The organism is Pseudomonas sp. UM16, assembly GCF_050312595.1.
Lineage (GTDB): Bacteria > Pseudomonadota > Gammaproteobacteria > Pseudomonadales > Pseudomonadaceae > Aquipseudomonas.
The window spans coordinates 317,571-341,412 of record NZ_JBNPJT010000003.1 but is presented as its reverse complement, the minus strand read 5'-3'; the positions used below and the strand labels follow the sequence as shown (position 1 = coordinate 341,412).

The window sequence follows — 23,842 nt, the reverse complement described above, 5'->3', positions numbered from 1 at the left end:
GGATCAGATCGAATGACGTCGACACATGTCGAGCAGCGCCGCGAATGAACTGAGTTCCAGTTTCTCCAGGATTCGAGTTTTGTAGGTGCTGATGGTTTTCGGGCTCAGATGCAGGTGATCGGCAATGTCGTTGTTCGATTCCCCAGCTGCCAGCAATTGCAGCACTGCCAACTCCTGGTCCGACAGTTTGTCCAGGCGCTGCTGTTCGGTAAGCAGTGGGCCGGGCTGTGTCGGCAGGTCAGGAAAGATCGAGTAGCCTTTGATCATGGCTTTCAACGCGGCCATTAAGGCTTCGTGGTCTTCATCTTTGCGAACAAATGCCGAGGCGCCGCCCTCCAGACAGCGGCGCGCATACAATTCGGCCGGTCGCCCGGTGAGCACCATGATGCGCGGCACCGGTTCCAGCATTCTCAAGCGTTGCAATACGCCAAGGCCATCAATGCCTGGCAGGCCGATGTCGAGGATTACCGCATCGGGACGCAGTTCCCGAGCCAACTGCACCGCCGTTTCACCGTCTTGTGCTTCTCCAATGACAGTGAAACGTTCGTACTCAAGCAGCATGCGCACGGCGAGGCGGACGATGGAATGGTCGTCAACGATCAGCACAGTGGTCAAAATTCAGCTCCTTGTCGAGTATGTAAGCAAATTCCCGAATCATTCAGGAAGGCGACTCTGGCTAAGGCCGGAAGGGCGCCAACAATACGTCGAATCAAAGAACGATAGTACGAGGAACAGAGATGTGTTGAATTTGTCGTCTACATTTGAAGGAAATTCTGACGAGTAATGCGATTTTTCCCACTTTGATTGGGCGGGCCGCCGCGGTAGGGCGCGGCCCGCTGTAGGTTTTTAGAACGAGGTAGTGAAGGACGCGTAGTAGGCACGTCCGGCTTCGTTGTAGGTCAATGCCCCGGCCTCGTCAGAATTACCCTCGCGGTACAGGCGCTTATCGAACAGGTTATTAACGCCAACGCGTACGCTCAGGTGCTTATTGAATTCATAACCGCTACTGATGCCCATCAGCCCGTAGGGGTCGACGTCCTTACGCACTTTGGGGTCCAGCGCTTCGTTGGCGCGGGCGTTGTAACTGGGTGACTCCTGCTTGCCGTAATAAGTACCGTTGAGTTGGAACGACAGTTTGTCGGTAGCATTCCAGTCCAGGGTGGAGTTGACCGTGTACTCGGGAATGATGCTCAACGGTTCGCCGGTTTGCTTGTCTTCTGACTCGATCATGTAAGTGAAGTTGGTGTTCCAGTCCAGGCGTGGGGAGAGGGCGATGAACAGGTTGCCCTCGACTCCTTGTACCACCGCCTTGCCTGTGTTCTCCCAACGCAGGATGCGTCGACCATTGGGCAGGCGGAACACTGTCTGGTTACCGGCCTCGATCTTGTTCTTGTAGTCATTGCGAAAGTAGGTGGCACTGGTGCGCCAGGTGCCCTTGTCATAAGCCAGGCCCAGTTCCTTGTTGATACTGGTTTCCGGGTCCAGATCGGCGTTGCCTAACAGATAGCAGCCACCATTATTGACCTCGCTGGAGTTACAACCACCGCCGCGGCTGTAGAGCAGGTAATTGGGGTTGGCCTGGTACAGGTTTGGCGTCTTGTAGGCGCGGGCGATACCACCTTTGACGCTAAGTGCCTCGGTGATCTGGTGTGAGGCGTTAAGGCTCGGGCTCCAATTGCTGCCGAAGTCCTGGTGATCATCGAAACGCAGACCCGGGGTAATGATGGTGTCGGGGCCAACCTCGATGTTGTCTTCGGCGTACAGGGCATAGCTGTGGGCCGTGCTTTTTGTTTGCGTCCGGTCGAACCCTGGTAGTTCGGCGCCTGGGTCGAAGCTTTGGGGGCGCAAAGAGCCCGGGTCGTTGAGAGATTCGTAAAGGTATTCAGTGCCCAGCGTCAGCACCTGTTCAAGGCCGGCACTTAGCGGCAGGTTGACCTCGCCTGTGGCGCGGGTGTTGCGCAGGCGTGACTCGAAGCGCCCGGCACCGTCGGAAGGCGCGCCTTCGCCCCATCCGGCGAGGCCTTCATTGAGGCGGTTGTTGCGGGTCAGATCATAGGACAGCGAAGCCATGCTGCTACCCCAGTCATAATCACCGCGGTGCGTGGCGGCGAAGCTGGATCGCTGCATGACGTTGGTTTCCTTACCCACCTGGCTTTCGACAAACTCACCGCCGGCATTGAGCATGGTGTCGCCGGCAAAGATGTTGCCCTGGCGGCTGTAGCTAGACTCCAGATCCAGGGTGTTGGCTGGGTCGATTTTCCAGCTCAGCAGGCCGCTGATGTCCTTGTTGCGCACACCCTCACGACCAGCCATCAACGATTCTTCGTAGGCTTGGTGGCCGCTGTTGATTTTCATGTCATCGGCATCAGTTTTGTTCAGGCTGCCATAGACGCGGAAAATCAGATCATCGGTGATTGGGCCACTGAGGCTGAAGTTGGCGCGCTTACCCATGCCTTCAGCATCGTCTTCGGGGAATACGCTGTACAAGGTCATGGAGCCTTTGTATTGCTGGGTGGGGCGCTTGGTAATGATGTTCACCACCCCGCCCATGGCGCCGGAACCGTATCGCGCTGCGGCAGGGCCGCGAAGGATTTCGATGCGTTCGACTTCTTCGGCCGGTACCCAGTTGGTTTCGCCGCGGGTATCACGGTCGCCACTCCAGCCATAGCGCACGGCGTTGCGTGAGGTGGTGGGTTTGCCGTCGATGAGCACCAGGGTGTTTTCCGGGCCCATGCCGCGCAGGTCGATCTGGCGGTTGTTGCCACGGGCACCGCTGCTGCTGTTGCCGGTGAGGTTGACGCCGGGCTCTCGGCGGATGATGTCGGACAGGTCGTTGACCGGGGGGCGTTTTTTGATGTCTTCGGCGGTGATGATGGAGACGCCGGGGGCTTGTTTGAGTTCTTCCTCGGCGGTGCCCAGTACTCGGGTGTTTTCCAGCTCGATGGCCTGGCGGGTGCCATCGACTGGCAGGTCGTAGGGTTGGATCTGGACTTCATCTGCCTGCAGTTGCAGGGGGGCAGCGGTGAGGTCGGTGGAGCCCAGTGTTGCCAGCAAGGCAATACTCAGGGGGCTGAGGTTGAAGCGCGACGCCATGTCAAATCTCTCCTGGGACAAGGGGTGAGCAATGGGCTGCATAGGCAGGTCTCGCTCACGGCGTCGAGAATGATAAGGATTAGCATTTGCGTGTAAAGGGGGGTAGGGGAGAAATAAAATATTAGTGGGAAGGGGGGCAGTGATTTCAGGGGGGCTGGCGCCTCGCCCAAAAAAAGACCGCAACTACCCCCATCGGTAGTTACGGCCAAAACACAGAGAGAATCGCCAAACGTCAATTACTGCTGCAACACCGTAGCCTGGTTACCCGCGCCAAACTGCTGAATGGTCGCAGTCATGCTTGCCCCGCTCTGATCAACCATCGCCTGGTTATAGGAGCCGCCTTGAGTCACGTAAGCCACATTGACCCCGTCGGCCTGCTTGATGCTGGCACTGTTGTTGTCGCCGTACAGCTGCCAGGTAGAGCTTTGATTGCCACTGCCGGACTGCTCCAGCTTGATGCTGTTGGTCTCACCGGTACTGGTACCGGTGGCATAGTTGTTGGTGCCGCGCTGATCAGCGATCAACAGGTTGTCACTGCCGTTCTGTTCGAAGTACAGCTCGTTGTTGCTGTCGACTTGAACCATTTCAGCGGTATTGCCGTCACCGTTCTGATTCAGGCGCGTCAGTTGAGCCACACCGTCCTGGGTGAAGTTGGCGCTGTTGCTGCTACCGTTCTGATTGATCTCAGCACGTTGGCCGTTGCCGAACTGGCCCCCGGTCTTGTCACCCTTCCAGTTACTGGCCAGTACCTTGTTGCCGATGCCATTGGAGTTGACCTCCAGCACATGATTCTCGCCGCTCTGGTAGGTAAAGCTGACGTTACCGGAGCCTGACTGGGTCAAGGTCGACAGTGACCCCATCGACTCATACTGGTCGGCATAAGCAGCGTTGAGATCGCCAGCCTGGTAGAGAATTGCCAGGTTGCTTTCGCCAAAGCTCTGGTCGATGACCCCCTCGTTGGTCGAACCATATTGAGTCACGGTGGCCTGGCTACCGGCCTGGGTGTCCTGCCAGACTTCGGTGGAGTTACCTGTGCCACTCTGGGTAATGGTGACGACGCCACCCTGGCCCTCGCGTTGGTCGCCATAGGCCCAGTTGCTTTCACCGGTCTGATAGATGCCGATCTGGCCGTCGTTGTGGCTGATGTGTTCGGCAGCGCTGTAGTTGTCGGTACCGTTCTGGATGCTCAGAGCGTTGTTGGCCGCGCCGCTGTTGAGTTGCTCGACGAAGGCGCGGTTATCGTTGCCATACTGCTGTGTAGAACCTTGGCTACCAGTCTGGCTGTCCTGGTAGACGAAGGAGAAGTTACCTGAGCCTTCCTGGGTCTGCTCAGACAGGTTTTCAGTGCCCAGAGACTGGCTGGCATGGGTGTTGTTCAGGGCTCCGGCGGTTTGCTGGTTGATCTGGCTGCCCACTTCGAACAGTTGCTCGGCGTAGCCGGCGTTGTAGTCACCCACCGCATCCTGTTGAATCTGGCTGTTGCCGCCTTGCTGGAAGGCCGCATGGTTGTTGCCGGTACCGGTCTGGTTCTGGGTGGTGGTGCTGAAGGCGGCAGCGGTTTGCTTGACCTCAGCGATGTTCTCGGTGCCGGATTGGTTCTGGGTTGACTGGCTGTCATCGGCCATCACCTGACCGGCAAGGGCCAGCACAATGGCGGCGCTTATGGGAGCGAGCTTGAACATGGTGGTGCCTCCAGGTTTTAACGGTATTGGTTGACCTGCACACGCTGACCGTTACCGGCCTGGACCACGGAACTCTGCAGTCCCGAGCCGGCCTGGACGATGCTGGCGCTGTTGCTGTTGCCGTATTGCTCGATGTTCGCGCGGTTGTTGCTGCCGCTCTGAGCGATCGAGGCGCTGTTGCCATAGCCTTGTTGGTGGATGGTGGCCATCAGGTCATTGCCTTGCTGCAGGATGTACGCCTCCTGCGCGCCACCTGCCTGCACGATGCGGCCCAGCAGGGCCTGACCGTCCTGGCCGATAGCGGCGCGGTTGGCTTGACCGTTTTGCTCGATCTGCGCCTGTTGCCCGGCGCTGACCGGCAACGGTTGCATCGACAGCGGTTCACCCAGGTCCCGATCGGGGCCGAGGTCGGCGTTATCCATCAGGTCGTCGGCCAAGGCGGCCTGACCGATCAAGGTCAGGCAAAGCAGCAAGGTGGTCAGGCGCGCCATGGTCATCTCTCCCGGGTTCTACTGCACGGTGACCGGCACGGTACGGACGGTGCCCTGGCTACTGCGGATGGTCGCCGACGGTGTTGCTGTCGGTACCACGGTGGTGCTGTTGCTCACTGTCAGCCGCCAGCGTCCGGTCAGCGGTACGGCGGTGCTGCCCAGAGTGACCAGCCCGGTCGGGGTGGTGACCTGGACGGTGATGGTGTTGCCGGTGGTTACCGACGAAGTACCGGAGATATCCCAGTTGAAGCGGTTGTTGGAGCGCGCGGTAACGGACGCGGTGGTGACGGCGAAGGTTTCCGCCGCCGGCCGTGGCGAGACCTGCACGGTGACCGTGGCCGGTGCCGACAAGGCGCCGAGGCTGTCGCGGGCGATGTAGGTGAAGGTGGTAGTGAAGGCCGCTGTGATGGTGGCCGGCGGGGTATAGGTGACCAGGTTGCCGTCAGTGGTCACTGTGCCGCGACCACCGGCGGGCTGGGTCACACTGGCGATTGCCAGAGGGACGTTGCCTTCCGGATCGGTATCGTTGGCCAGGACGTTGATCGGCAGGGCGACACCCAGCGTTGCGGCAGTGTCGTTGACGGCCGTTGGCACCTGGTTGGGAGCGACGTTGACCGTCACTGTCGTCACCGCCGACTTCAGCCCTTTATTGTCCTGGGCACGGTAGGTGAAGGTAGCGGCCATCGGGGCGTTGACTACCGCAGGTGGTGTGTAGAGCACAGTAGCGCTGCCACTGAGGGCGACCGTGCCTTGGCCTGTGGCCGGTTGGGTGAGGTCAACGATGCTCAGCGGCACATTGTTGTCCGGGTCGCTGTCGTTAGCCAGCAGGTTCAGGCTCAGAGGCACACCGAAGCTGGTGCTACCCAGATCCGATTGGGTCAGTGGTGCCTGGTTCTCGGCTTCGACCGGCGCATTGCCGACCACCACAACGGCTTCTGTATCGCTGCCACCGGCGGCGGACTTGATTGTGACCGTAGCCGGAGGCTGGGCCACATCGTTGACCGTCAGGCTTTGCAGGGTGCCGGCCTTGGACAGACGACCGTACCCCTGGGCAACCAGGTCTGGCACCTGCACTTCGTCACTGGAGCTGGCTTCGATCCGTAGGCGTTTATTGACCCAGTCATAGCGCGCGGTGCTGACCTTGACCACATCACTGAGTTTGCGCGATAGCGCGGTGGGGCGGGTGGCACCGGTCGGATCGGTCGCGGTCACGACGATTACCGGCGGTGGCGCGGCATTGCTCAGGTGTTCGGCGAAGAACAGCCCGTTGTTGTCGGTCAGCAAGTTGAATTGGCAGGGTGAAGGCGAGGTGCCGGGTACCAGTGCCAGGGTTTCGCGGAAACACAGGGTGGCGCTGTTCGGGGCCTTGGCGAAAACCTCCACGCGAGTACCTTCAGCGGTACGCCGGTAGCTGGCACGCTCAAGCTCCGCAGCAACTTGCTCGCGTGGGTCAAGCACCTTGCCAGATACGGTGAACAAATTGGTCTGGATGGTGCCAGCCGGACCCTGTATACGCACGAAGTTGGTGTTGAATGGGCTACCGAGTACGGCTTCAGTAATGTTCGGGTCACCAATGAAGGTTTCGCTGGCGCCGGTATCCGGGTTGATCTCGGTGTAAGGGCCACCGGCACCGCGCAGGAACGGGCCGAGGGCGCCGTTCAGTACGCCACTGAAAACGCCCGGTGCGCCGATGCCGATGTCGCGAGTGATGTTGATCGCGCGTCGCCCTGGGGTAGTGACGTTGACCGTTTCGACACCATAGGGGTGGGTGATGACATAGGTACCGGCCTGCGGAACCGAAACGCGCAGACGGATCCGGGCAAAACTCTGCTGGTCGCCATCGACCGGGTTCTCGCTGGCAAACGCCGCTTCGATACCGGCGACATACACTTCCAGCTCATAACCGCTGTTGCCCACTTGCGGAATCTCGGTCTCGGCCAGGTACCAGAACATCTCCGGCGGCCAGTTGTCCGGGAATACCAGGGGCAGGGCGTCATCGTAGATGCCGGGCTCGGGCAGCAGGGTGCACATGTAGGCCGGTGGCACCGAAATCGGCACTCGTGAGCTGGCCGCTCTTGATTGGCACAGCTCCATCGACAGGTCGTTGTGGTCCTGGTACCACATCGGGTAACGCCCGGTGGCCAGGGTATAGGGGCCCGGATCGACCGCTTTAAGGCCGGCCCAGGCAGTGCCGGTCAGCGTCAGGGAAAGCCCAGCTGCGCAGAGCGCCAGGCGTGGCCAATTATTCATGCTGCCTCCTGCTACGGGACGTGGCGAGATGATGTTCATGGCACGAGCACCACTTCTTCGCTGTCGCTACCGCCGTTGGCACTGGACACCGTGACCGTGGCTGGCGGGATAGGCGAAAGCCCGGTGCTGAGCGTCTTGACCGCGCCATTGCCGCTCAGGGTGCCGATTGGGGCGCCGTTGCCGGTGTGGGCGCTGAGCACCGGCGGGCTGGTTTCGTCACTGGTCGAGGCGACCAGGGTCAGTTGTCCGCCGGCCAGGCTGAACTCGGCACGCTGGATCACGACCAGGTCAGTCAGCGGCAGGTTGACGGTGGTGGGTGTGCTGCTGGGGATCGCCAGGCTGTTGTCGGCAGTCACCTGCAGCTTCAGTGGCAGCGCTGGATTGAGCGCCGATTGTGCATACCAGGCGCCGGTGCTGTTGGCTTCGGTGAGGTTCAGGTTGGGCGTCTGGCTGACCAGGGTCGCAGTGCCGGGCGGAGGCGGGGCCTGGACGAAGACATCCTGCTGGGCACGCAGGTCGCCGTTTTCGCTGTGGCGCGAGTAGGTGCTGCGCTGGGCGATCACCGGGGTGGGTCGCACCACTTCGGAAAGCTTGCCGGACACCGAGAACAGTGTGGTGCGCAGGTCCAGACCATTGGGCCCTTCGATGCGCACGAAGTTGGTGTTGAACGGGCTGCCGGTAACCGCCTCATTGAGGTTTGGGTCGCCGATGTAGCGTTCGCTGGCACCGGTCTGCGGGTTGGTCTCGGTGTAGGGACCACCGACACCACGCAGGAACGGGCCGACGTCGCCTTTGAGCGCGCCGGTGTAGGTTTTCTGGCCGCCGATACCGATGTCGCGGGTCATATTGATCGCCCGCCGTCCGGCCACCGGTACGTCGAATACTTCGACACCGTAGGGGTGGGTGACGATGTAGGTGCCAGCAGTCGGTACATCGACCCGGATACGCACCCGGGCGAAGCTGACCTGGTCGCCTTCGACCACTTCTTCGGCGGCAAACGCCGCTTCGATGGCGGTGCCGTAGCTCAAATCGATACCCCGGGCAGCGTCGACAATCGCTGCATCGGCCGAAAACCAGAAGGTCTCGTCGGGGTAGTTGGTGGGAAAGCTGACCGGTTTGGTGTCATCGAACACCCCTGGTGCTGGAATCAGCGTACACATGTACGAGGGCGCCCCAGGCGCCCCCGCCACCCGTGAGCTGACCGCTTTCGATAAGCACAGGTCAAGGACCCGGCCGTGTGTGTCCTGGTACCAGGCGGCGAAGCCGCCAGTTTCCGGCGTGTAGGGGCCGGGGTCTACGTCGTACAGCGCGGCCTGGGCCGTTGCCTGGGTCAAGCTGGCCAGGACCAGCAAAGCCAGTGGGTGTGGCGTTGGACGGTGCATGAGTCTTCCCTCTTGCAATCGGGCCCATGGGCTTGGGTCGTCTGCTCAAGGTTTGGCAAGTTCCATACCACATTGATGAAAGTCTTTTGGGGCAAGGCTTACAGAGGCTTTTCGAGCTTTATCGAGACGCGCTCTGCCGGGGGCGATGACCCAGGGTTGGGGACAATTGGGGGAAGCCTGCGGGGCAACCGAAGGTAACTGGGCTATAACCTAAGAAGCCATCTTCCGGGAGTTCGCCATGGCCCTGCAGTCACGCCTGGATTTGCCCGTTATTGAAGAAACCGCACGCAGCGAAATGTCGGCCAAACGGCCGTTCAACCTGCTGCGCTGGTACGCCTTTGTCAGCCTGGCGATCATCCTCTCGGTGGCCGTCGGGCTCGGGCTGATTTCCAGCCGTTTCGTGATCAATGAAAGTGTTGAGCGTGACGCGCTGCTCACCGCGCAATTTATCCAGTCGATTGCCCTGGCGGAAGTGCGTCATGTGTCCATTCCTAATGTCCGTACCATGGGGGAGTTGCTTGATCCGCGCCTGGATCAGAGCTATCCCGAAGTCAATCCGCAGGCGCGCCGCGATGCCCGTGGCGAGTTCCTTGATCATATTGCCCATTTGCCCGACATGTTGTTGGCCAACATCTATGCCCCGGACCGCATGGTGATCTGGTCGAGTAACCCGGCATTGGTCGGGCGGATGATTCAGTCGGACGACGACCTTGATCGCGCTTTCGATGACAAGGTGCGGGTCTCGGCCAGTTACCACAATGTCGATCAGGCCCGCAGCGAGCAGAAGTTCATCACCCCGCCTGAGCATTTGTTTATCGAGAACTACATTCCGTTGTTCGATGCCGAGGGTGTCAACGTCACGGCCATGGTCGAAATCTACAAGGAACCACGAGATCTTATTGTGCGCATCGAGCACGGCCTGCTGATGATCTGGATGGCCGTGGCCCTGGGGGCGACCCTAGTGTACGGCGGGCTGTACTGGTTGATGTACCGTGCCAATCGCCATCTGCAGCAGCAGCAGAAACGTCTGATCAGCAACGAGACCTTCGTTGCGCTGGGTGAGATGTCTTCGGCGGTCGCGCACAGTTTGCGTAACCCCCTTGCCAGCATTCGCTCGAGTGCCGAACTGGCCCAGGAGATCGAGGAGGGGCCGGCGCAGAAGAACATCGGCGACATCATCAATCAGGTCGATCGCATGTCGCACTGGGTTCGAGAACTGTTGCAATCCTTGCGCCCGCTCAATGACGAGGCCCAAGCCGTGGAACTGGAACGGGTGCTACAGGACAGCCTGCTGGCTTTTACCCGGCAGCTCAAACGCCAGGGCATTGAGGTCAGGCTCGACGCTTTGAGTGATGTACGGGTGCTCAGCCAACCCAGCTTGCTCGGGCAGATTTTCAACAGCCTGATTGTCAATGCCCTGGAAGCCATGAGTGAAGGCGGGACCTTGCGCATAGAGCAGGTTCAGAAGAACCGCAACACCATGACCTTGCGCCTGTGTGACAGTGGCAAGGGCATGACTGAGGAGCAACAGCGCATGGCCTTTCGGCCGTTCTACACCACCAAGCAGGGAGGCCTGGGGGTAGGGCTGGTACTGGTCAAACGCATCATGGAGCGCTTCGGTGGCACGGTGCGCATGAGCAGTCGCGAAGGCCGGGGCACCTGTGTGCGCTTGAGTTTCCGCGTGGCCCGCGGCGCATCGCAGGGCTAAATTTTTCCTCGAGTACTGCTGAGCGCTTCGACATTCAAACGAATCGCCATGCCAAACCTGCCGCTGAACCAGCAGGAGGCCGTGCGCCAAGGGGAGCAGGCGCGTGTAACGGCTGCAGGGGAGGGTATCGTTCCGTAGAGGCAAAATACTATCACTGGGCGACTGACCATTAGTATTGTTGTGCAACGCCGTCACCTGGCTGGGCTATAAGTTGTAAGAAAAAACAGCCCGCCAGGATCGATCGATGCAGGTGCTGAACAAAAAAGTGGCCGATGAGGGCCAACCCACCCCGGATTCACCCGAGCGGACCTTGCGCGAATTCAATTTGCTGCGTTGGTTTTCGCTGGTCAGCCTGTTGATCATTGCCTCGGTGGCGGTGGGCCTTGGCTATGTTTCGACGCAGTTTGTGGTCAACGACAGCGTCGAGCGCGATGCCATGCTCACCGCCCAGTTTATCCAGGCCATGGCCCAGGCTGAAGTGCGCCATTCGCGGATCCCACCGGGCACGACCATGGCGCAATTGCTCGACCCGCGTCTGGATCACCAGCACCCGGGGATCAGCGCTGACCTGGCAGCGTCCACGCGTATCGAGTTTCTCGACCACGTCGAGCACCTGCCCGACACGCTGCTGACCAATGTCTATGCCCAGGACCGGACCATTGTCTGGTCGACCAATCCTTTGTTGATTGGGCAGAAGATTGTTGGCGATGACGACCTCGATGAGTCGTTCAATTCGCAGGTACCGGTCTCGGCCAGTTATCACAAGGCCGATGAGGGCCGCGAAGAACAGAAGTTCCAACGGGAACCGCAGTACCTGTTCATCGAAAACTACATTCCCATGTTCGATGAAAGTGGCAGCAAGGTGCTGTCGATGGTTGAGGTCTACAAGGAACCGCAGGATCTGGTACGGCGCATCCAGCGCGGCTATGTGCTGATCTGGACCTCGACGTTACTCGGTGGCGCGCTGATTTACTTTGGCTTGTTCTGGATTGTGCGCCGCGCCGCCAGCCTGTTGCACACCCAGCAGAGCAAACTGGTGGCCAGCGAAACCTTTGTCGCCCTGGGCGAAATGTCGTCGGCGGTGGCCCACAGTTTGCGAAACCCGCTGGCGACCATACGCTCCAGCGCAGAGCTGGCCCAGGAGATCGCCAGCGACCGCTCGCAGAAAAACATCAGCGACATCATCAATCAGGTCGACCGTATGTCGCGCTGGGTGCGCGAGCTGCTGGTGTCGTTGCGGCCGTTGAAGGACGATGCCGAAGCCGTTGACTTGATTGCAGCAATTGAAGACACCTGCAGCGCCTTTGCCCAGCAAACTGAACGCAACAAGGTGCACTTGCAGGTCAGTACGCCACCGACGGCGTTGGTGGTGAGTCAGCCGGTACTGCTCACGCAAATCCTCAACAGTCTGTTCTCCAATGCGCTGGAAGCGATGCCCGGCGGTGGCCGGTTGACGTTGGAGGTGTTGGAACTGACAGCTGAAGGCAAGATCCAGCTAACCTTGAGTGATACCGGCAAGGGCATGAGCCAGCAGCAGGAGCGCATGGTCTTCAAACCTTTTTTCACCACTAAGCAGGGCGGTCTGGGTGTCGGCCTGGTGTTGGTCAAACGAATAATGGAGCGTTTCGGCGGTGCGGTCAGCCTGACCAGCCGCGAAGAAGAAGGAACTCGCGTTTGCCTGATATTCAATGTTGCAGCGGGAGGGGTCCATGGAGCACAGCATCCTGGTGGTGGAGGATGATGAAATCCTCGCGGAAAACATCCAGACCTATCTGGAGCGTAAAGGCTTCGAAGTCACCGTTTGCCACAGCGCCGAGCAAGCGCTGGAACAGTTGCAGCAGTGTCAACCCGATGCGGTGTTGACCGACAACTCGCTGCCGGGCATGAATGGCCATGAGCTGATCAAGGCATTGGCCGTACGTGCGCCGGAGCTCAAGGTGATCATGATGACCGGCTACGGCAACGTTGAAGACGCCGTGCTGGCAATGAAGGAGGGCGCCTTTCACTATTTGACCAAGCCGGTGGTGCTGGCCGAGCTCAAGCTGATGCTCGACAAGGCCCTGGCCACTGAGCGCATGGAGCGGACGCTGTCGTTCTATCAGGAGCGTGAAGCGCAGAAATCCGGTGGCCAGTCGTTGATTGGCGAGTCGCCGGCCATGCTTGGGCTCAAACACACACTCAAGCAACTGCTCGATGCCGAACGGCGGATGTCCAGCGGCGACCTGCCGCCAGTGCTGGTGGAAGGTGAGACCGGTACAGGCAAGGAATTGGTTGCCCGCGCCCTGCATTTTGACGGTGCACGCAGCAAAGGGCCGTTTATCGAGTTCAACTGCGCGTCGATCCCGGCCAACCTGCTGGAGGCCGAACTGTTTGGCCATGAGAAGGGCGCATTCACCGATGCCAAGGATCGACGGGTAGGCCTGGTTGAGGCCGCCGATGGCGGCACGCTGTTCCTCGATGAGATCGGCGAGATGGACCTGCTGTTACAGGCCAAGCTGCTCAAGTTGCTCGAAGACCGGACAATTCGCCGCATTGGTGCAGTGAAGGAACGCAAGGTCGACTTGCGCATCATCAGCGCCACCAACTGCAACCTTGAGCAGATGGTGCAACAAGGCAAGTTTCGCCGCGACCTGTTCTTTCGCCTGCGCATCATATCGATCAAGGTCCCCAGGTTGTATGCCCGCGGTGAAGATATTCTGCTGCTGGCCCGGCACTTTCTGGCCCTGCATGGCAAGCGCTATGGTAAGTCGCAGCTTTACTTCAGCCCTGAAACCGAGGAGTTGCTGCTCAACTACAGTTGGCCGGGCAACGTTCGCGAACTGCGTAACATGCTCGAACAGACAGTGTTGCTGGCGCCTACCGAGGAAATTGCTCCGCATCAGCTCAATGTGTGCATGAGCCTGGTGGATGAACCTTTTGAAGTGCCGGCACCGGTGTTCCATGAGAGTCATGGCAATGGCGAGGGACCGATTTCTACCAACCTGCCAGAGGTGGAGCGGGAGATGGTGCGCAAGATGCTTGACCGGACCGACTGGAATGTCACCAAGTCAGCCCGGCTGTTGGGCCTGAGCCGGGATATGTTGCGCTACCGCATCGAGAAGTTGGGGCTAATGCGGCCGGACAAGCGGCAGTGGTAGGGACTGTCAGTTACTGTCCGCCTTGCCATCGCCTTCACTACCGGTCTGTGGTCGGGTCCCTTCCATTGGCTCCCGACGTGTGCCATCGGTGTCGGCACCGCCTTGACGACCGTTGTCGTTGCCCTGGGTCCGTGGGTCACTGCCATCAGGAAGGGTGGGCGGCGTAGGGTTGGTCCCGGTATTGACCCCCGGCAACGCCGGTGTCGCTGGGGCCGTATCGGGGTTGGGATTGGTCGGGCCGGTACTGCCGGCCATGGCCTGGGTGCCGAGCAACGCAGTGAAGAGCAGGACGGCGAAGGCTGGACGGGTCATGGTCAAACTCCTTTTTTCATGAGGATTCCTGACGTTGGGCCTTTGACGTTGCCTTGGGTGCGATGCAGACGACCAGCGGTGTTTGCTCGCTTGGCTGTTTTATTCGCGGCCGCGCATAAAGAAGCCGGCTACATATTTGCGAAAGGTGTCCAGGCTCTTGAAGTCGGCGTAGCGTTTGAAGGTTTCGCCTTCAGGTTCCGGACCTAGCGGTTGCGCCGTCAGCGATACCGACAGCACCCGGTCCTGGTCGGAACTGAGCACCAGCGCATCCATGCCCTGGCCGCCAATCACCGGACGGCGCATGATCACCCGCACGCCTTTGCTGGCCATCCAGTCGATTACCGAGATGAGCATCTTCAGTGGCTCGCGCTCCTCGTCGCGGTACACCGGAAACAGCTGCCCGCGCGACAGTACCGGGACGCTGGCAACATGTATCAATTCGTAGAAATGACTGCCCGCACTGGCCGGTGAGTAGATGGCCAGAGCCAGCAACGGCCCCGGTGTCTTGCTACCACCCCAGAGCAAATGGTGACCCTGGAAGTCGAAGCCGTCTTCGCTGCGCTCGTTGTAAACCTTGCGTGACTTGATCTGGCTGACGCAGTCGAGTAACAAGCCATAACGGCGGTGATTGCCAAAGGCGCTGGAGTCTCGCAGCTTCGCCTTGAGCATCATCATGTGCTTCATGTCCAGGCGGGTTTCCAGGTAGTTGCTGGCGGGCACCCGTTCGATCAAGGGGTAACGGCTGGCAACGCTACGCAATTCGGCAAATTGGCCGGTCAGGTCCTTTTTCAGGTATGAGGCATACACGTTCAAGCCGCCGGCTTCAATCAGCGTCAGCAGCAAGGACAGCAGGCGATGCTGTTCACGTTTGTCGGCGCTGTCGTTGCTTTCGCCAGCACTGCCAGGGGCGGCGCGACGAAAATCGCCGATCAGGCGCAACGGCGTGTCTGGAGGGAGCCAGGCTGCTGGCAGGACGTCGGCATCCTCTGCACGGCCTGCCTCGCGCTCGTCCTTGATGAAGGCGCAGTCTGTGGCGTGCTCGGCGGTGCCGGGGTTGTTCTTGAGAAACAGGGTGCCGGTGTTGCCATTGAGGTTGACGTTGAGAATCGGCATCGCCCGTGGCTGGCAATCGCACGCCAGCCAATGACCGGCTGCGCGGATCTTGAGTAGCAGCTGGTTGGCCTGCAACAGACGTGGACCGGTCAGGTTGCCCTGGACAAAGCTGCTCAGCAGCTCATCTTCGGCAGGCGTGAGGGTACGCACCAACGCCGCGTTTTTTTCAATGATTCGCATGGACTTTCCTGGCCAGCCTTCCTGTGCCTGCCACCTTAATGCAAAGCCCGGCTGACGGCCATGGCCGACCAACCGGGATACATGAAGATTACTGCCCGCCAAACAACTTGGCGGCCCGGGCGCGGATTTCGTCCACCGAGACGTCCTCGACATGGGACGAGACGAACCAGAGATTGCCGAACGGGTCTTTCAAGGTGCCGCTGCGGTCACCGTAGAACTGATTTTCCACAGCCCTGACCTGAGTGGCACCAGCCTTGATGGCCTGGGCGTAGCGGGCATCGACATCGTCGACATACAAGTGCAGGCCAATCGCGGCGCCACCGAGCGATTGACTGCTGACCAGGCCACCGTCCATGTCGCAGGGATCAGCGAGCATCAGCGATGAATCGCCGATTTTCAGCTCAGCATGACCCACACGCCCATCGGGGCTTTCGAGGCGGAACATTTCTACCGCACCGAATGCAGCCTTGTAGAAGTCGATGGCTTTGGCGGCATCTTTGATACCCAGGTACGGGGTGATGGTGTGTTGTCCTTCGGGGATTGGTTTGACGGCCATTTTATAGATCCTCCTTAGCGCGCCGCAGAGTGGATGGCGCGAAACTGTATATTTGTACAGTTTCGGCCATTGGGCAAATCAAAATCGGCGGCGCAGGACAAACGGCGTCAGAAAATGTAATCGGTGGTCAAAAAGCTTGAGTCACGGTTACGGATGATCTCGCTGATCAGTTGCTTGTTGCTCTCCTGGTACTTGGTCGCCACCAGGGTGCGGATCGAAAACACACGCAGCGCATCGTGAACCGACAGGGTGCCTTCGGCGGAGTTCTTGCGGCCATTGAACGGGTAGGTGTCCGGGCCGCGCTGGCACTGAGCGTTAAGGTTGATCCGCCCGACCTGGTTGGCGAAGGTGTCGACCAGACGCCCGACCTCGGCCGGGTTGGTGCCGAAGATGCTCAGTTGCTGACCGAAGTCAGAGTCAAGCACATAGTCGATAACGGTCTGCAGGTCGCGGTACGGTACCACTGGCACTACCGGGCCGAACTGTTCTTCCTGATATACACGCATCTGCGCACTGACCGGGTAGAGCAGGGCGGGGTAGAAGAACGAGCCGTGGCTGACACCACCGCCTTCGTTGAGCACGCGAGCGCCCTTTTCCAGCGCGTCGGTAACCAGGCCATTGAGGTAGTCGATTTTGCCCGCTTCGGGGAGTGGCGTCAGGCTTACCCCCGGCTCCCAGGGCATACCGGGCTTGAGCGCGGACAACTTGCGCTGGAATTTTTCGAGAAAGCTGCTTACCACGTCCTCATGCACGAAAAGGATTTTCAGTGCCGTGCAGCGTTGGCCGTTGAATGACAAGGCCCCTGTAACCGCTTCGTTGACGGCGTTATCCAGATCAACCTCGGGCAGCACGATCCCCGGGTTTTTCGCATCCAGGCCTAGGGCCGCGCGCAAGCGGTGGGGGCGTGGGTGAAGTTTTTTCAGGTCGCTGGCGGCTTTATTGGTGCCGATAAAGGCGAACACATCGATCTTGCCGCTGGCCATCAGTGCGCTGACGGTCTCGCGGCCGCGGCCATAGATGACGTTGATTACCCCAGCGGGGAAGCTGTCGCGGAACGCTTCGAGCAACGGCCGGATCAGCAGCACGCCAAACTTGGCCGGCTTGAACACCACGGTGTTGCCCATGATCAGGGCCGGGATCAGGGTGGTGAAGGTTTCGTTCAACGGGTAGTTGTAGGGGCCCATGCACAGCGCCACGCCCAGCGGCGCGCGACGGATCTGACCAAGGGTGTCTTGTTCGAGCTCGAAACGGCTGGAGCGCCGATCAAGTTCCTTGAGGGCATTGATGGTGTCGACGATGTAGTCGCAGGTACGGTCGAACTCTTTCTCTGAATCCTTGAGGTTCTTGCCGATTTCCCACATCAGCAGTTTGACCACCGCCTCGCGTTGCTCACGCATCTTGCCGAGAAAGGTTTCGACGTGCTGGATACGCTCGGCCACGCGCAGGGTCGGCCAGGCGCCGCGGCCCTTGTCATAAGCGTGAACAGCGGCGTCCAGCGCGGTGAGGGCGGTGTCGGCATCAAGCAGTGGGGTATTGCCGAGGATCACCTGCTGCTCGGTGTCCCCGGCCTTGAGCCAAACCGGGCTGCGTACCGTGGCCAGCGGGCCATCCCAGCGCTGCAACTGGCCGTTGACCAGGTACTCGCGTTGCACCAGTGGGTCACCAAGGCGATAGGCCTCGGGGATCTCGTTGGCGGTGGGAAACAGCGAATCGAGCAGACGGTCCATGGGCGCAGCACCTCTTTGTCTGTAATGGGTGAAACGTTTCAGTCCGAGCATAACGCCAGCCCGCTAAAAAAAGCCAGCCTCACTCAACATTGCGCCCACGGCGCCGATAAAGCATTAATCCGATGCGAATTACGGACCTATGAGCACAAGAATCCTTGCCCTTGATGACAAACTGGTCCTGCCGAAAACCCTTGGCACCACCCTCAATCGCCTGTTGCCCATTGGCTTTGCACTGATTGGCATCAGCCTGTCGGTAGCGCTCGGCCGTCTGGACGTGCAGCGTCAGGAAAGCGAACTGGTGGCTAATGCCGGGGCGCGGTTGTCCGGCGTGCGCGCCGCCCTCGAAGCGCAATTACGCTCGGCGTTCGGCGAAACCGAAGGCATTGCCCAGTTACTCAGTGCTGACGGTGATATCAGTCCCGAGCATTTTCATGACATGGCTCGCCAGGCGATCGCCTCGGTGCCGCATATTCGGCATATCTCCGTGGCGCCTGGCGATGTGATTGCCGATGTGTACCCGCTCAAGGGCAACCAGAGCATGATCGGCGTCGACTATCGGCACCTGCCAGACCAATACCCCATGCTGCAACGTGCCCGAGACCATTACAGCCCCGTGCTGGCCGGCCCGGTGCAGCTGTACCAGGGCGGGCGCGGGCTGATTTATCGGCGGCCGGTGTTCCTCAAAGGGCACAAGGGCGTGAAGCTGTATTGGGGCAATGTCTCGATCGTCGCCGATATCGATCACTTGCTCAGTGCTGCGGGCCTGGACCTGGACCCAGGTTTTGAACTGGCGCTGCGGGGTGCCGATGGCCAGGGCTCAGCGGGAGGAATGATCTGGGGCGACCCGGCACTGTTTGATAATCACGCAGTGACAGTCAATGTCGACGTGCCGGGCGGGCTCTGGCAATTGGCGGCGAGCCCGTTGGGTGGCTGGCCGTCAATGAGCCTGTTCGCCTCACCCTTGTTCCTGTTTGCCTTGACCTGTACTGGGCTGTTCAGTGTATTTGTGGCTCAGCTCAACCGCAGCAACCACCTGATCAACCAGCGCAATCGCGAACTCAAGCAATCCCAGGCGCAACTGGAACGTCTGGCGCATTACGACGCGATTACCGGCTTGCCGAACCGTGTGCTGTTCAATCAGCGCCTGCAAGCGGCGATCAATCGCGACGAGCGTTTGGCGGTGCTGGTACTGGATATCGACGGTTTCAAACAGGTCAACGACAGCCTGGGACATCCCATGGGTGATCTACTGCTGCAACAGGCTACTGCGCGTTTCGAGCAGGTGTTAGAAGGGCTGGACAGCCTTTGCCGCTTGGGCGGTGACGAGTTTGCCTTTGTCCTCATGGGGGCTGAGCAAACGTGTATTGAACGGGTTCAGACGCTGCTGCACACCTTACAGTTGCCTTTTGATCTCAGTGGTAACGCGGCCCTGGTCACCGGCAGTATCGGTCTGGCCTGGTGCCCTGAGCATGGCGAGTCCAGCGACCGCCTGTTGCGCCATGCCGACACCGCTATGTATGCAGCCAAGGAAAGCGGGCGCAATGCCTGGCGCTTGTACCACCCAGACATGACCCTGCGCCTGCAAGAGCGCCTATGTCTGGAGCGCAACCTGCGCCGGGCGCTCAAGAACAACGAATTTGAGCTCTGGTATCAACCCAAGATCGACCTCTTCAGTGGTCGTGTTGAAGGCGCCGAAGCACTGCTGCGCTGGCGCGATCCTGAGTATGGCCTGGTGTCACCGGCGCAGTTTATTCCGCTTGCCGAGCGGACCGGGTTGATTATTCCCTTGGGTGAGAAGGTTCTGGAGCTCGCCTGCGCGCAACTGGCGGCCTGGCGTGCAAGTGATTGTCTGCCTGGTCCGTTGGCAATCAATGTCGCCGCCTTGCAAATCGAGCGTAGCGACTACATCGCCAGCCTGACGCGTAGCCTAAAACGCTACGACCTTGCGCCGACCTTGCTGGAGGTGGAAATTACCGAAAGCCTACTGATGGAAAGCCAACAGCAGGCCTGCGCGGTACTCGCGCAACTACAGGCATTGGGCGTGGTGACCGCCGTGGATGACTTCGGTACGGGTTACTCGTCGCTGGCTTACCTCAAGTCGCTGCCCATCGACCACTTGAAGATCGACCGCGCCTTCATCAATGACTTGCCCGCCGATGATGACGCGGTGGCCATTACCCGGGCCATCATCGACCTGGGCCATGCCTTGGGTTTTCGCATCACTGCCGAAGGCATCGAAACCCAGGCGCAGTACGATTTTCTGCGCAGCGCAGGCTGTGATCAGGGTCAGGGCTTCCTGATGGGGCGGCCGATGCCGGCGCAGGTGTTTCAGAGCTGGTTACAGGCGCACCTCGAGCGACGGAGCCTGCTGAACAACTAGCAGGCCCGTCGTCTGGGCTTAAAGTGTGAGTTCGAGCAGTTCGCTGGCAGGTCGTGCCAATGCGCGCTGACGGAAGGTGTTGTCGGTATCCATCAGTGCCAGGCGTCGCCATAGTTCAGCGCGTGTCTGCTGCGGATAGTCCAGGTAAATTTCCAGCTCCGGGATCTCACGAAGTCCGTGGCGGTAGTGCAGCGGCAAGCGGTTCCATATCTGCTGTTGGTGGTTGTCAGTATTTTGCAACAGCGCCTCGTAGTCGCTGTCGTCAACCAACAGGTCGATGCCGTGGGTATCGTAATAGGCCGCAATCTGCAAACGTATCTGCGGGCTCAACCACTCGCTTTCCAGCGACATAACCTCGCCGACCCTTGTCGGTACGGTGAAGTTGTTCGGTAAGGTGATGAACTGATTGTTGGACAGGTCAATGGCCAGTGGGTTGTTCATGCCCGCGAGGCCGGCAGGTAACTGCGTCAGGCTAGCGTTGCTGATAAAGACTGAACGCAGGTTATGGAGCCTGCTCAGATCAGGAGCTTGAAGCAGTGGGTTATCCGAGAGGTCGAGCACACTCAAGTTCGGCATGCGTTCAAGCGCAACCTGTGCCCACGCGTCCCAGGTCAGACGATTGTACTGCAGGTCGAGCCATGCCAATGCGGGGGCGTTGATCAGATGAGGGATGTGATCGAAGCGACAGTTACCCAGTTGCAGCCTTTGCAGGCCTGTAAATCGGCTGATCAGGTTGAACGGAACCTGGCTCAGTTGCCGGTTACCAGACAAGTTAAGGTCAAAGACATGTTGGAAATCGTCGGGTAACGTCAGGCTGGCCAGGTCTTGGTCCTCCAAGCCGAGGTAGGCCAGGTCCAGGCGCTGGATGGTTTCGCCGTTGGTCAGGGTGTAAGGGGCATTGCGCCGCCAGGCGTTGATGATCGGCTGGGTTGCCCGCTGACGTGCAGTGGAGCCTTGCGCCCAGGTCGCCAGGTCGCGGCGTAGGTCCTGCAAGCGAGCTTCGAGTGTCCGCAATTCGATTTCTGGCATTTGCAGGTTGCGACGCCAGCGGCTCAGTGTCGACTCTATTTCCTCGTCGCTGGCCGCTGGAAAGAGACGGCGGTAGCGGGCGGTTAACGAGGTACGTAGAGGCGAAATGGCGGGGAATTCGAAAGGTTGATCCGTGCCCCCGCGCAACCGACCGGCCGGGCCCCAGGTGGGCGCCTTGTAGCCCCAAAGGCGGCGAGCCAGATCCGTGCGCGAGTGGTCAGCCAGGGCTTGAACCTGCTGACGTAATCCTATGGTGCCCGTGTCTGCGACCAGGGCTTGGCGGCGTTCAGCGGGCAGCGCGTCGAGTACTGCGCGACTGAGGTCGTGATCACACCGGGGCGCAGCTGGACGCTCGCCCAAATAGGCTTCGTAGCCTTGGCTCGATTTGATCACTAGGCAGCGTTGTGTGGCCGCTTCTGCACCGGCCGAGGCCAGCAGTGGGCCTTGCGGGTTGCCGCCGCGTAGCTCCAGGCGGACCTTTGGGGACCATCCAGGGAGTCGGTCCAAGCACGCGAACAACAAATGATCGCTGTGCGCGCTATTTAATCCCGGCACATGCAGGCCTTCAAGGGCTCGTGCCATGGGCAACCCGTCGTTGACTTGCTGGGCGGTGTGTTGAAACCAAGTGGGCAGTGGCTTGCCGGATTGCCAGGCGCGAAGTTCATCGGCTTGCAAACGCTTCAACAGCGTGCGCGCCAGCGGTGCATCCAAGTGGGGGTAGGTTTCAGTTAATTGCAGGCTGTGCGCATCCTGTACGACCTCTTCGACGCCGGAAGGGGACTTGCGTACGGCAGCTAGACGCTCCAGTGTGTCGCGAAGCTGTGGTGGGGTAGCTTGTCCGCCGAGATGAACCTGGCGCAACCGTGTTTCGCTGACGGCGCTGATCTGTGTGGCCAGGCGCAGATCCTCGTTACTGAAGTCGCTGAAGGACGGATCAAGGCGCCGTACCAAGGTGGGCAGATCCCACAACTGCGGTTGCTCATGCACGCCGCGCCAGGCGCCTTCGCCATTGTGTTCCAGCGGCGGTTGCCAGGTCTTGGGGGTGTCAGGATGAACGATTCGCCACTGTTGGCGTTCACTGTCAAAGCGTTGTTCATAGAGCTGGCCGTCGATACGGATAAAGTAGCTGTCCTGATGCAGGTACTGGCCCAGGGGATTGGCGCTCAGACCGTCGGGAATCACCGCGGGGCTACGGTATGGCGTCAGGTCAGGCTGCCACAAACGATGGCTGTTGTCGTCCAGGCGGACCTCGTCCAGGCCTTCCATCAACGGGCTGTTGAACAGTTTCGGTACGACCTTGCCGGCCACGTGCAAGCCGCCAATCAGTGCCAGGTTCAGTCCAACGGCGGCCAAATGACGTAGCGCTAGCTGACGATCGCCGACGCTCCAGGCCTGGTAGCCTTCATACACCTCATCGAGCAACTGATAGACCACCACTGCCGTCATCAGCGTGCCGACGCCTGGGACGAACATCCCGGCCAGCATCAGCGTGTTCAGACCAAGGCTCTGCCATTGCGCCAAGCGCCGCTTGCGCGCTTGCTCGTCGGCATCGGCGGTCGGCACCGCAAGCGCTCTGGCTTCGGTTTTGAGCCGGGTAATATGGTCTTGGTGCAAGAACTTAAACAGCTCGTCTTCGATGGCAACCTGCACCAGGTGCAGGTCCGCGCCGTCACGCAACGGCCAGTCCTGGTCGTTGCGCGATGCGCCGCCGGCATCGAGGTTCTGGTGCAGGCGGTCAAGGAACACCGCCTGCTGATCGCGCGGAATGTAGGCCAGGAATTGTTGGCGGAAATTCCCCTGCAGCAAGTCATCGCGTAACTGCTGATGCAGTGCGGACAGGTCCGAGAACTGGCGCAGCGACGTGGCGTGGCCAGGTAAGTGCAGCAGCAGGCCCGCCCCTTGCAGGTCAAGGATGAGGGCCTCGTGCAGGTCAATGCCGAACAGCTGCAATTGACTGCAGGCCAGCGCTGGGCCAGCGTCGAGCAATGCCAGCACCTTGTCCAGGGCATCGCCGTTGATATGGCGGCGCAGGAAGCCGAGGTGCGCAGCCAGGCGCAGGCGATCCTGTTGAACCCTGATGGCCAGGGTGCTGACTTGCTGCGGGGAGAGCATGGCGCTCAGGTGCGCCTGGTATTGCTGGCCAAGGTCCAGGGCTCGGCAGGTGCGGGCGAAGTCCGCGGGTGACAGGCTCAGTGGCTTGATCGTGTAAGTTTCGGACTCCAGCTCAACATCGACCAAGGTTTCGCTGTCACCCAGGGTGGTCTTGCCAATGACGATCGACGTTGACACCTGCGCATCGCCGGCCAGAACCAAAGCACTTTCGCGGCTGAACCCAACGTCGTCTTCGAAGTTGTGCAAGGCGGCCTCAAGCAGGCTTCGGCGTTCATGGTGGCTGACGTAGGTTTGCCAGGTGAAGAGGTGATGGATGTGAATCAGTTCGCTACTGTTCAGCGGGACTGACAATTGGTACTCAGTTGCCAGCTGCTGCGCCAGCAGCGGTTCGGCGAATTCACTGATCTGCTTGAGCCCCTTCAGGGAGCGGGCCAGCACCTGTTGCGAGCGCTGCAGGCGAACCTGACTGGCGAGTACCGCCTCGCGCAGATCGGGAGCGGCGTTGGCAAACCAATCGGCCTCGGCTGCGGGAACGCCCTGGGCCGGTTGCTGCGTGTGGATCAACGACTGCCAGTGTTCTGGCTGCGCGTGCCGGGCCCAGGCAGGCAGGCGTTGTTCCAGTAGCGACTGATGGGGATTGTCCGAGATGAGTAAAGACATGCTGCGTGCTCCTGCAAAAGGGGCATACAG

Annotated in this window: 15 protein-coding genes; 4 read left to right on the top strand and 11 right to left on the bottom strand. The window is 60.1% G+C overall.

The genetic code is table 11. The annotated features are described in order from the left end of the window. Positions 1-3: 3 nt before the first annotated feature. The 6 genes from ACQRAX_RS05195 to ACQRAX_RS05170 form a co-directional block, all read right to left on the bottom strand. Positions 4-615 (bottom strand): response regulator, encoded by a 612-nt coding sequence (locus ACQRAX_RS05195; protein WP_412039116.1) that lies wholly within the window; start codon positions 613-615, stop codon positions 4-6. Positions 616-846: 231 nt separating this feature from the next. Further along, positions 847-3,093 carry a FepA family TonB-dependent siderophore receptor gene (locus tag ACQRAX_RS05190; protein WP_412039117.1) on the bottom strand — a complete coding sequence of 749 codons (2,247 nt, stop codon included), beginning with the start codon at positions 3,091-3,093 and terminating at the stop codon, positions 847-849. A 236-nt stretch (positions 3,094-3,329) separates the two neighbouring features. Continuing rightward, the gene (locus tag ACQRAX_RS05185) at positions 3,330-4,775 is read right to left on the bottom strand and encodes a curlin (protein ID WP_412039118.1); all 1,446 of its coding nucleotides are present in this window, start codon (positions 4,773-4,775) and stop codon (positions 3,330-3,332) included. Between the two features lie 17 nt (positions 4,776-4,792). Beyond that, positions 4,793-5,266, bottom strand: coding sequence for a curlin (locus ACQRAX_RS05180; protein WP_412039119.1), 474 nt, complete (start codon positions 5,264-5,266; stop codon positions 4,793-4,795). Positions 5,267-5,284: 18 nt separating this feature from the next. After that, the gene (locus ACQRAX_RS05175) at positions 5,285-7,516 is read right to left on the bottom strand and encodes an Ig-like domain-containing protein (protein WP_412039120.1); all 2,232 of its coding nucleotides are present in this window, start codon (positions 7,514-7,516) and stop codon (positions 5,285-5,287) included. Positions 7,517-7,551: 35 nt separating this feature from the next. Further along, positions 7,552-8,898, bottom strand: coding sequence for a hypothetical protein (locus ACQRAX_RS05170; RefSeq protein ID WP_412039121.1), 1,347 nt, complete (start codon positions 8,896-8,898; stop codon positions 7,552-7,554). A 238-nt stretch (positions 8,899-9,136) separates the two neighbouring features. On the opposite strand from ACQRAX_RS05170, the gene ACQRAX_RS05165 reads away from it, so the two are divergent. The 3 genes from ACQRAX_RS05165 to ACQRAX_RS05155 all read left to right on the top strand — a co-directional run bounded on the left by ACQRAX_RS05165 (position 9,137) and on the right by ACQRAX_RS05155 (position 13,743). Beyond that, the gene (locus tag ACQRAX_RS05165; RefSeq protein ID WP_412039122.1) at positions 9,137-10,606 is read left to right on the top strand and encodes a sensor histidine kinase; all 1,470 of its coding nucleotides are present in this window, start codon (positions 9,137-9,139) and stop codon (positions 10,604-10,606) included. 244 nt (positions 10,607-10,850) lie between these two features. Further along, positions 10,851-12,347 carry a sensor histidine kinase gene (locus ACQRAX_RS05160; RefSeq protein WP_412039123.1) on the top strand — a complete coding sequence of 499 codons (1,497 nt, stop codon included), beginning with the start codon at positions 10,851-10,853 and terminating at the stop codon, positions 12,345-12,347. Beyond that, a complete protein-coding gene (locus ACQRAX_RS05155) occupies positions 12,316-13,743 on the top strand; it encodes a sigma-54-dependent transcriptional regulator (protein ID WP_412039124.1) in 1,428 nt (475 codons plus the stop codon). Before ACQRAX_RS05160 ends, ACQRAX_RS05155 begins: the two co-directional genes overlap by 32 nt. A 6-nt stretch (positions 13,744-13,749) precedes the next feature. Here ACQRAX_RS05155 and ACQRAX_RS05150 read toward each other — a convergent pair whose 3' ends face one another. The 4 genes from ACQRAX_RS05150 to ACQRAX_RS05135 all read right to left on the bottom strand — a co-directional run bounded on the left by ACQRAX_RS05150 (position 13,750) and on the right by ACQRAX_RS05135 (position 17,631). Beyond that, on the bottom strand, positions 13,750-14,055 hold the full coding sequence (locus tag ACQRAX_RS05150) for a hypothetical protein (RefSeq protein WP_412039125.1): 306 nt from the start codon (positions 14,053-14,055) through the stop codon (positions 13,750-13,752). A 99-nt stretch (positions 14,056-14,154) separates the two neighbouring features. Further along, a complete protein-coding gene (locus ACQRAX_RS05145; RefSeq protein WP_412039126.1) occupies positions 14,155-15,348 on the bottom strand; it encodes a hypothetical protein in 1,194 nt (397 codons plus the stop codon). A gap of 88 nt (positions 15,349-15,436) precedes the next feature. Next, the gene (locus tag ACQRAX_RS05140) at positions 15,437-15,904 is read right to left on the bottom strand and encodes a VOC family protein (RefSeq protein WP_412039127.1); all 468 of its coding nucleotides are present in this window, start codon (positions 15,902-15,904) and stop codon (positions 15,437-15,439) included. A 107-nt stretch (positions 15,905-16,011) separates the two neighbouring features. Continuing rightward, the gene (locus ACQRAX_RS05135) at positions 16,012-17,631 is read right to left on the bottom strand and encodes an NADP-dependent glyceraldehyde-3-phosphate dehydrogenase (RefSeq protein WP_412039128.1); all 1,620 of its coding nucleotides are present in this window, start codon (positions 17,629-17,631) and stop codon (positions 16,012-16,014) included. A gap of 139 nt (positions 17,632-17,770) precedes the next feature. Between ACQRAX_RS05135 and ACQRAX_RS05130 the strand changes: the two genes are divergently transcribed. Then, positions 17,771-20,011, top strand: a complete 2,241-nt coding sequence (locus ACQRAX_RS05130) for a putative bifunctional diguanylate cyclase/phosphodiesterase (protein ID WP_412039129.1) — start codon at positions 17,771-17,773, stop codon at positions 20,009-20,011. An 18-nt stretch (positions 20,012-20,029) separates the two neighbouring features. On the opposite strand, the gene ACQRAX_RS05125 is transcribed toward ACQRAX_RS05130, so the two are convergent. Continuing rightward, a complete protein-coding gene (locus ACQRAX_RS05125) occupies positions 20,030-23,812 on the bottom strand; it encodes a dermonecrotic toxin domain-containing protein (protein WP_412039130.1) in 3,783 nt (1,260 codons plus the stop codon). Between the last annotated feature and the right edge of the window lie 30 nt (positions 23,813-23,842).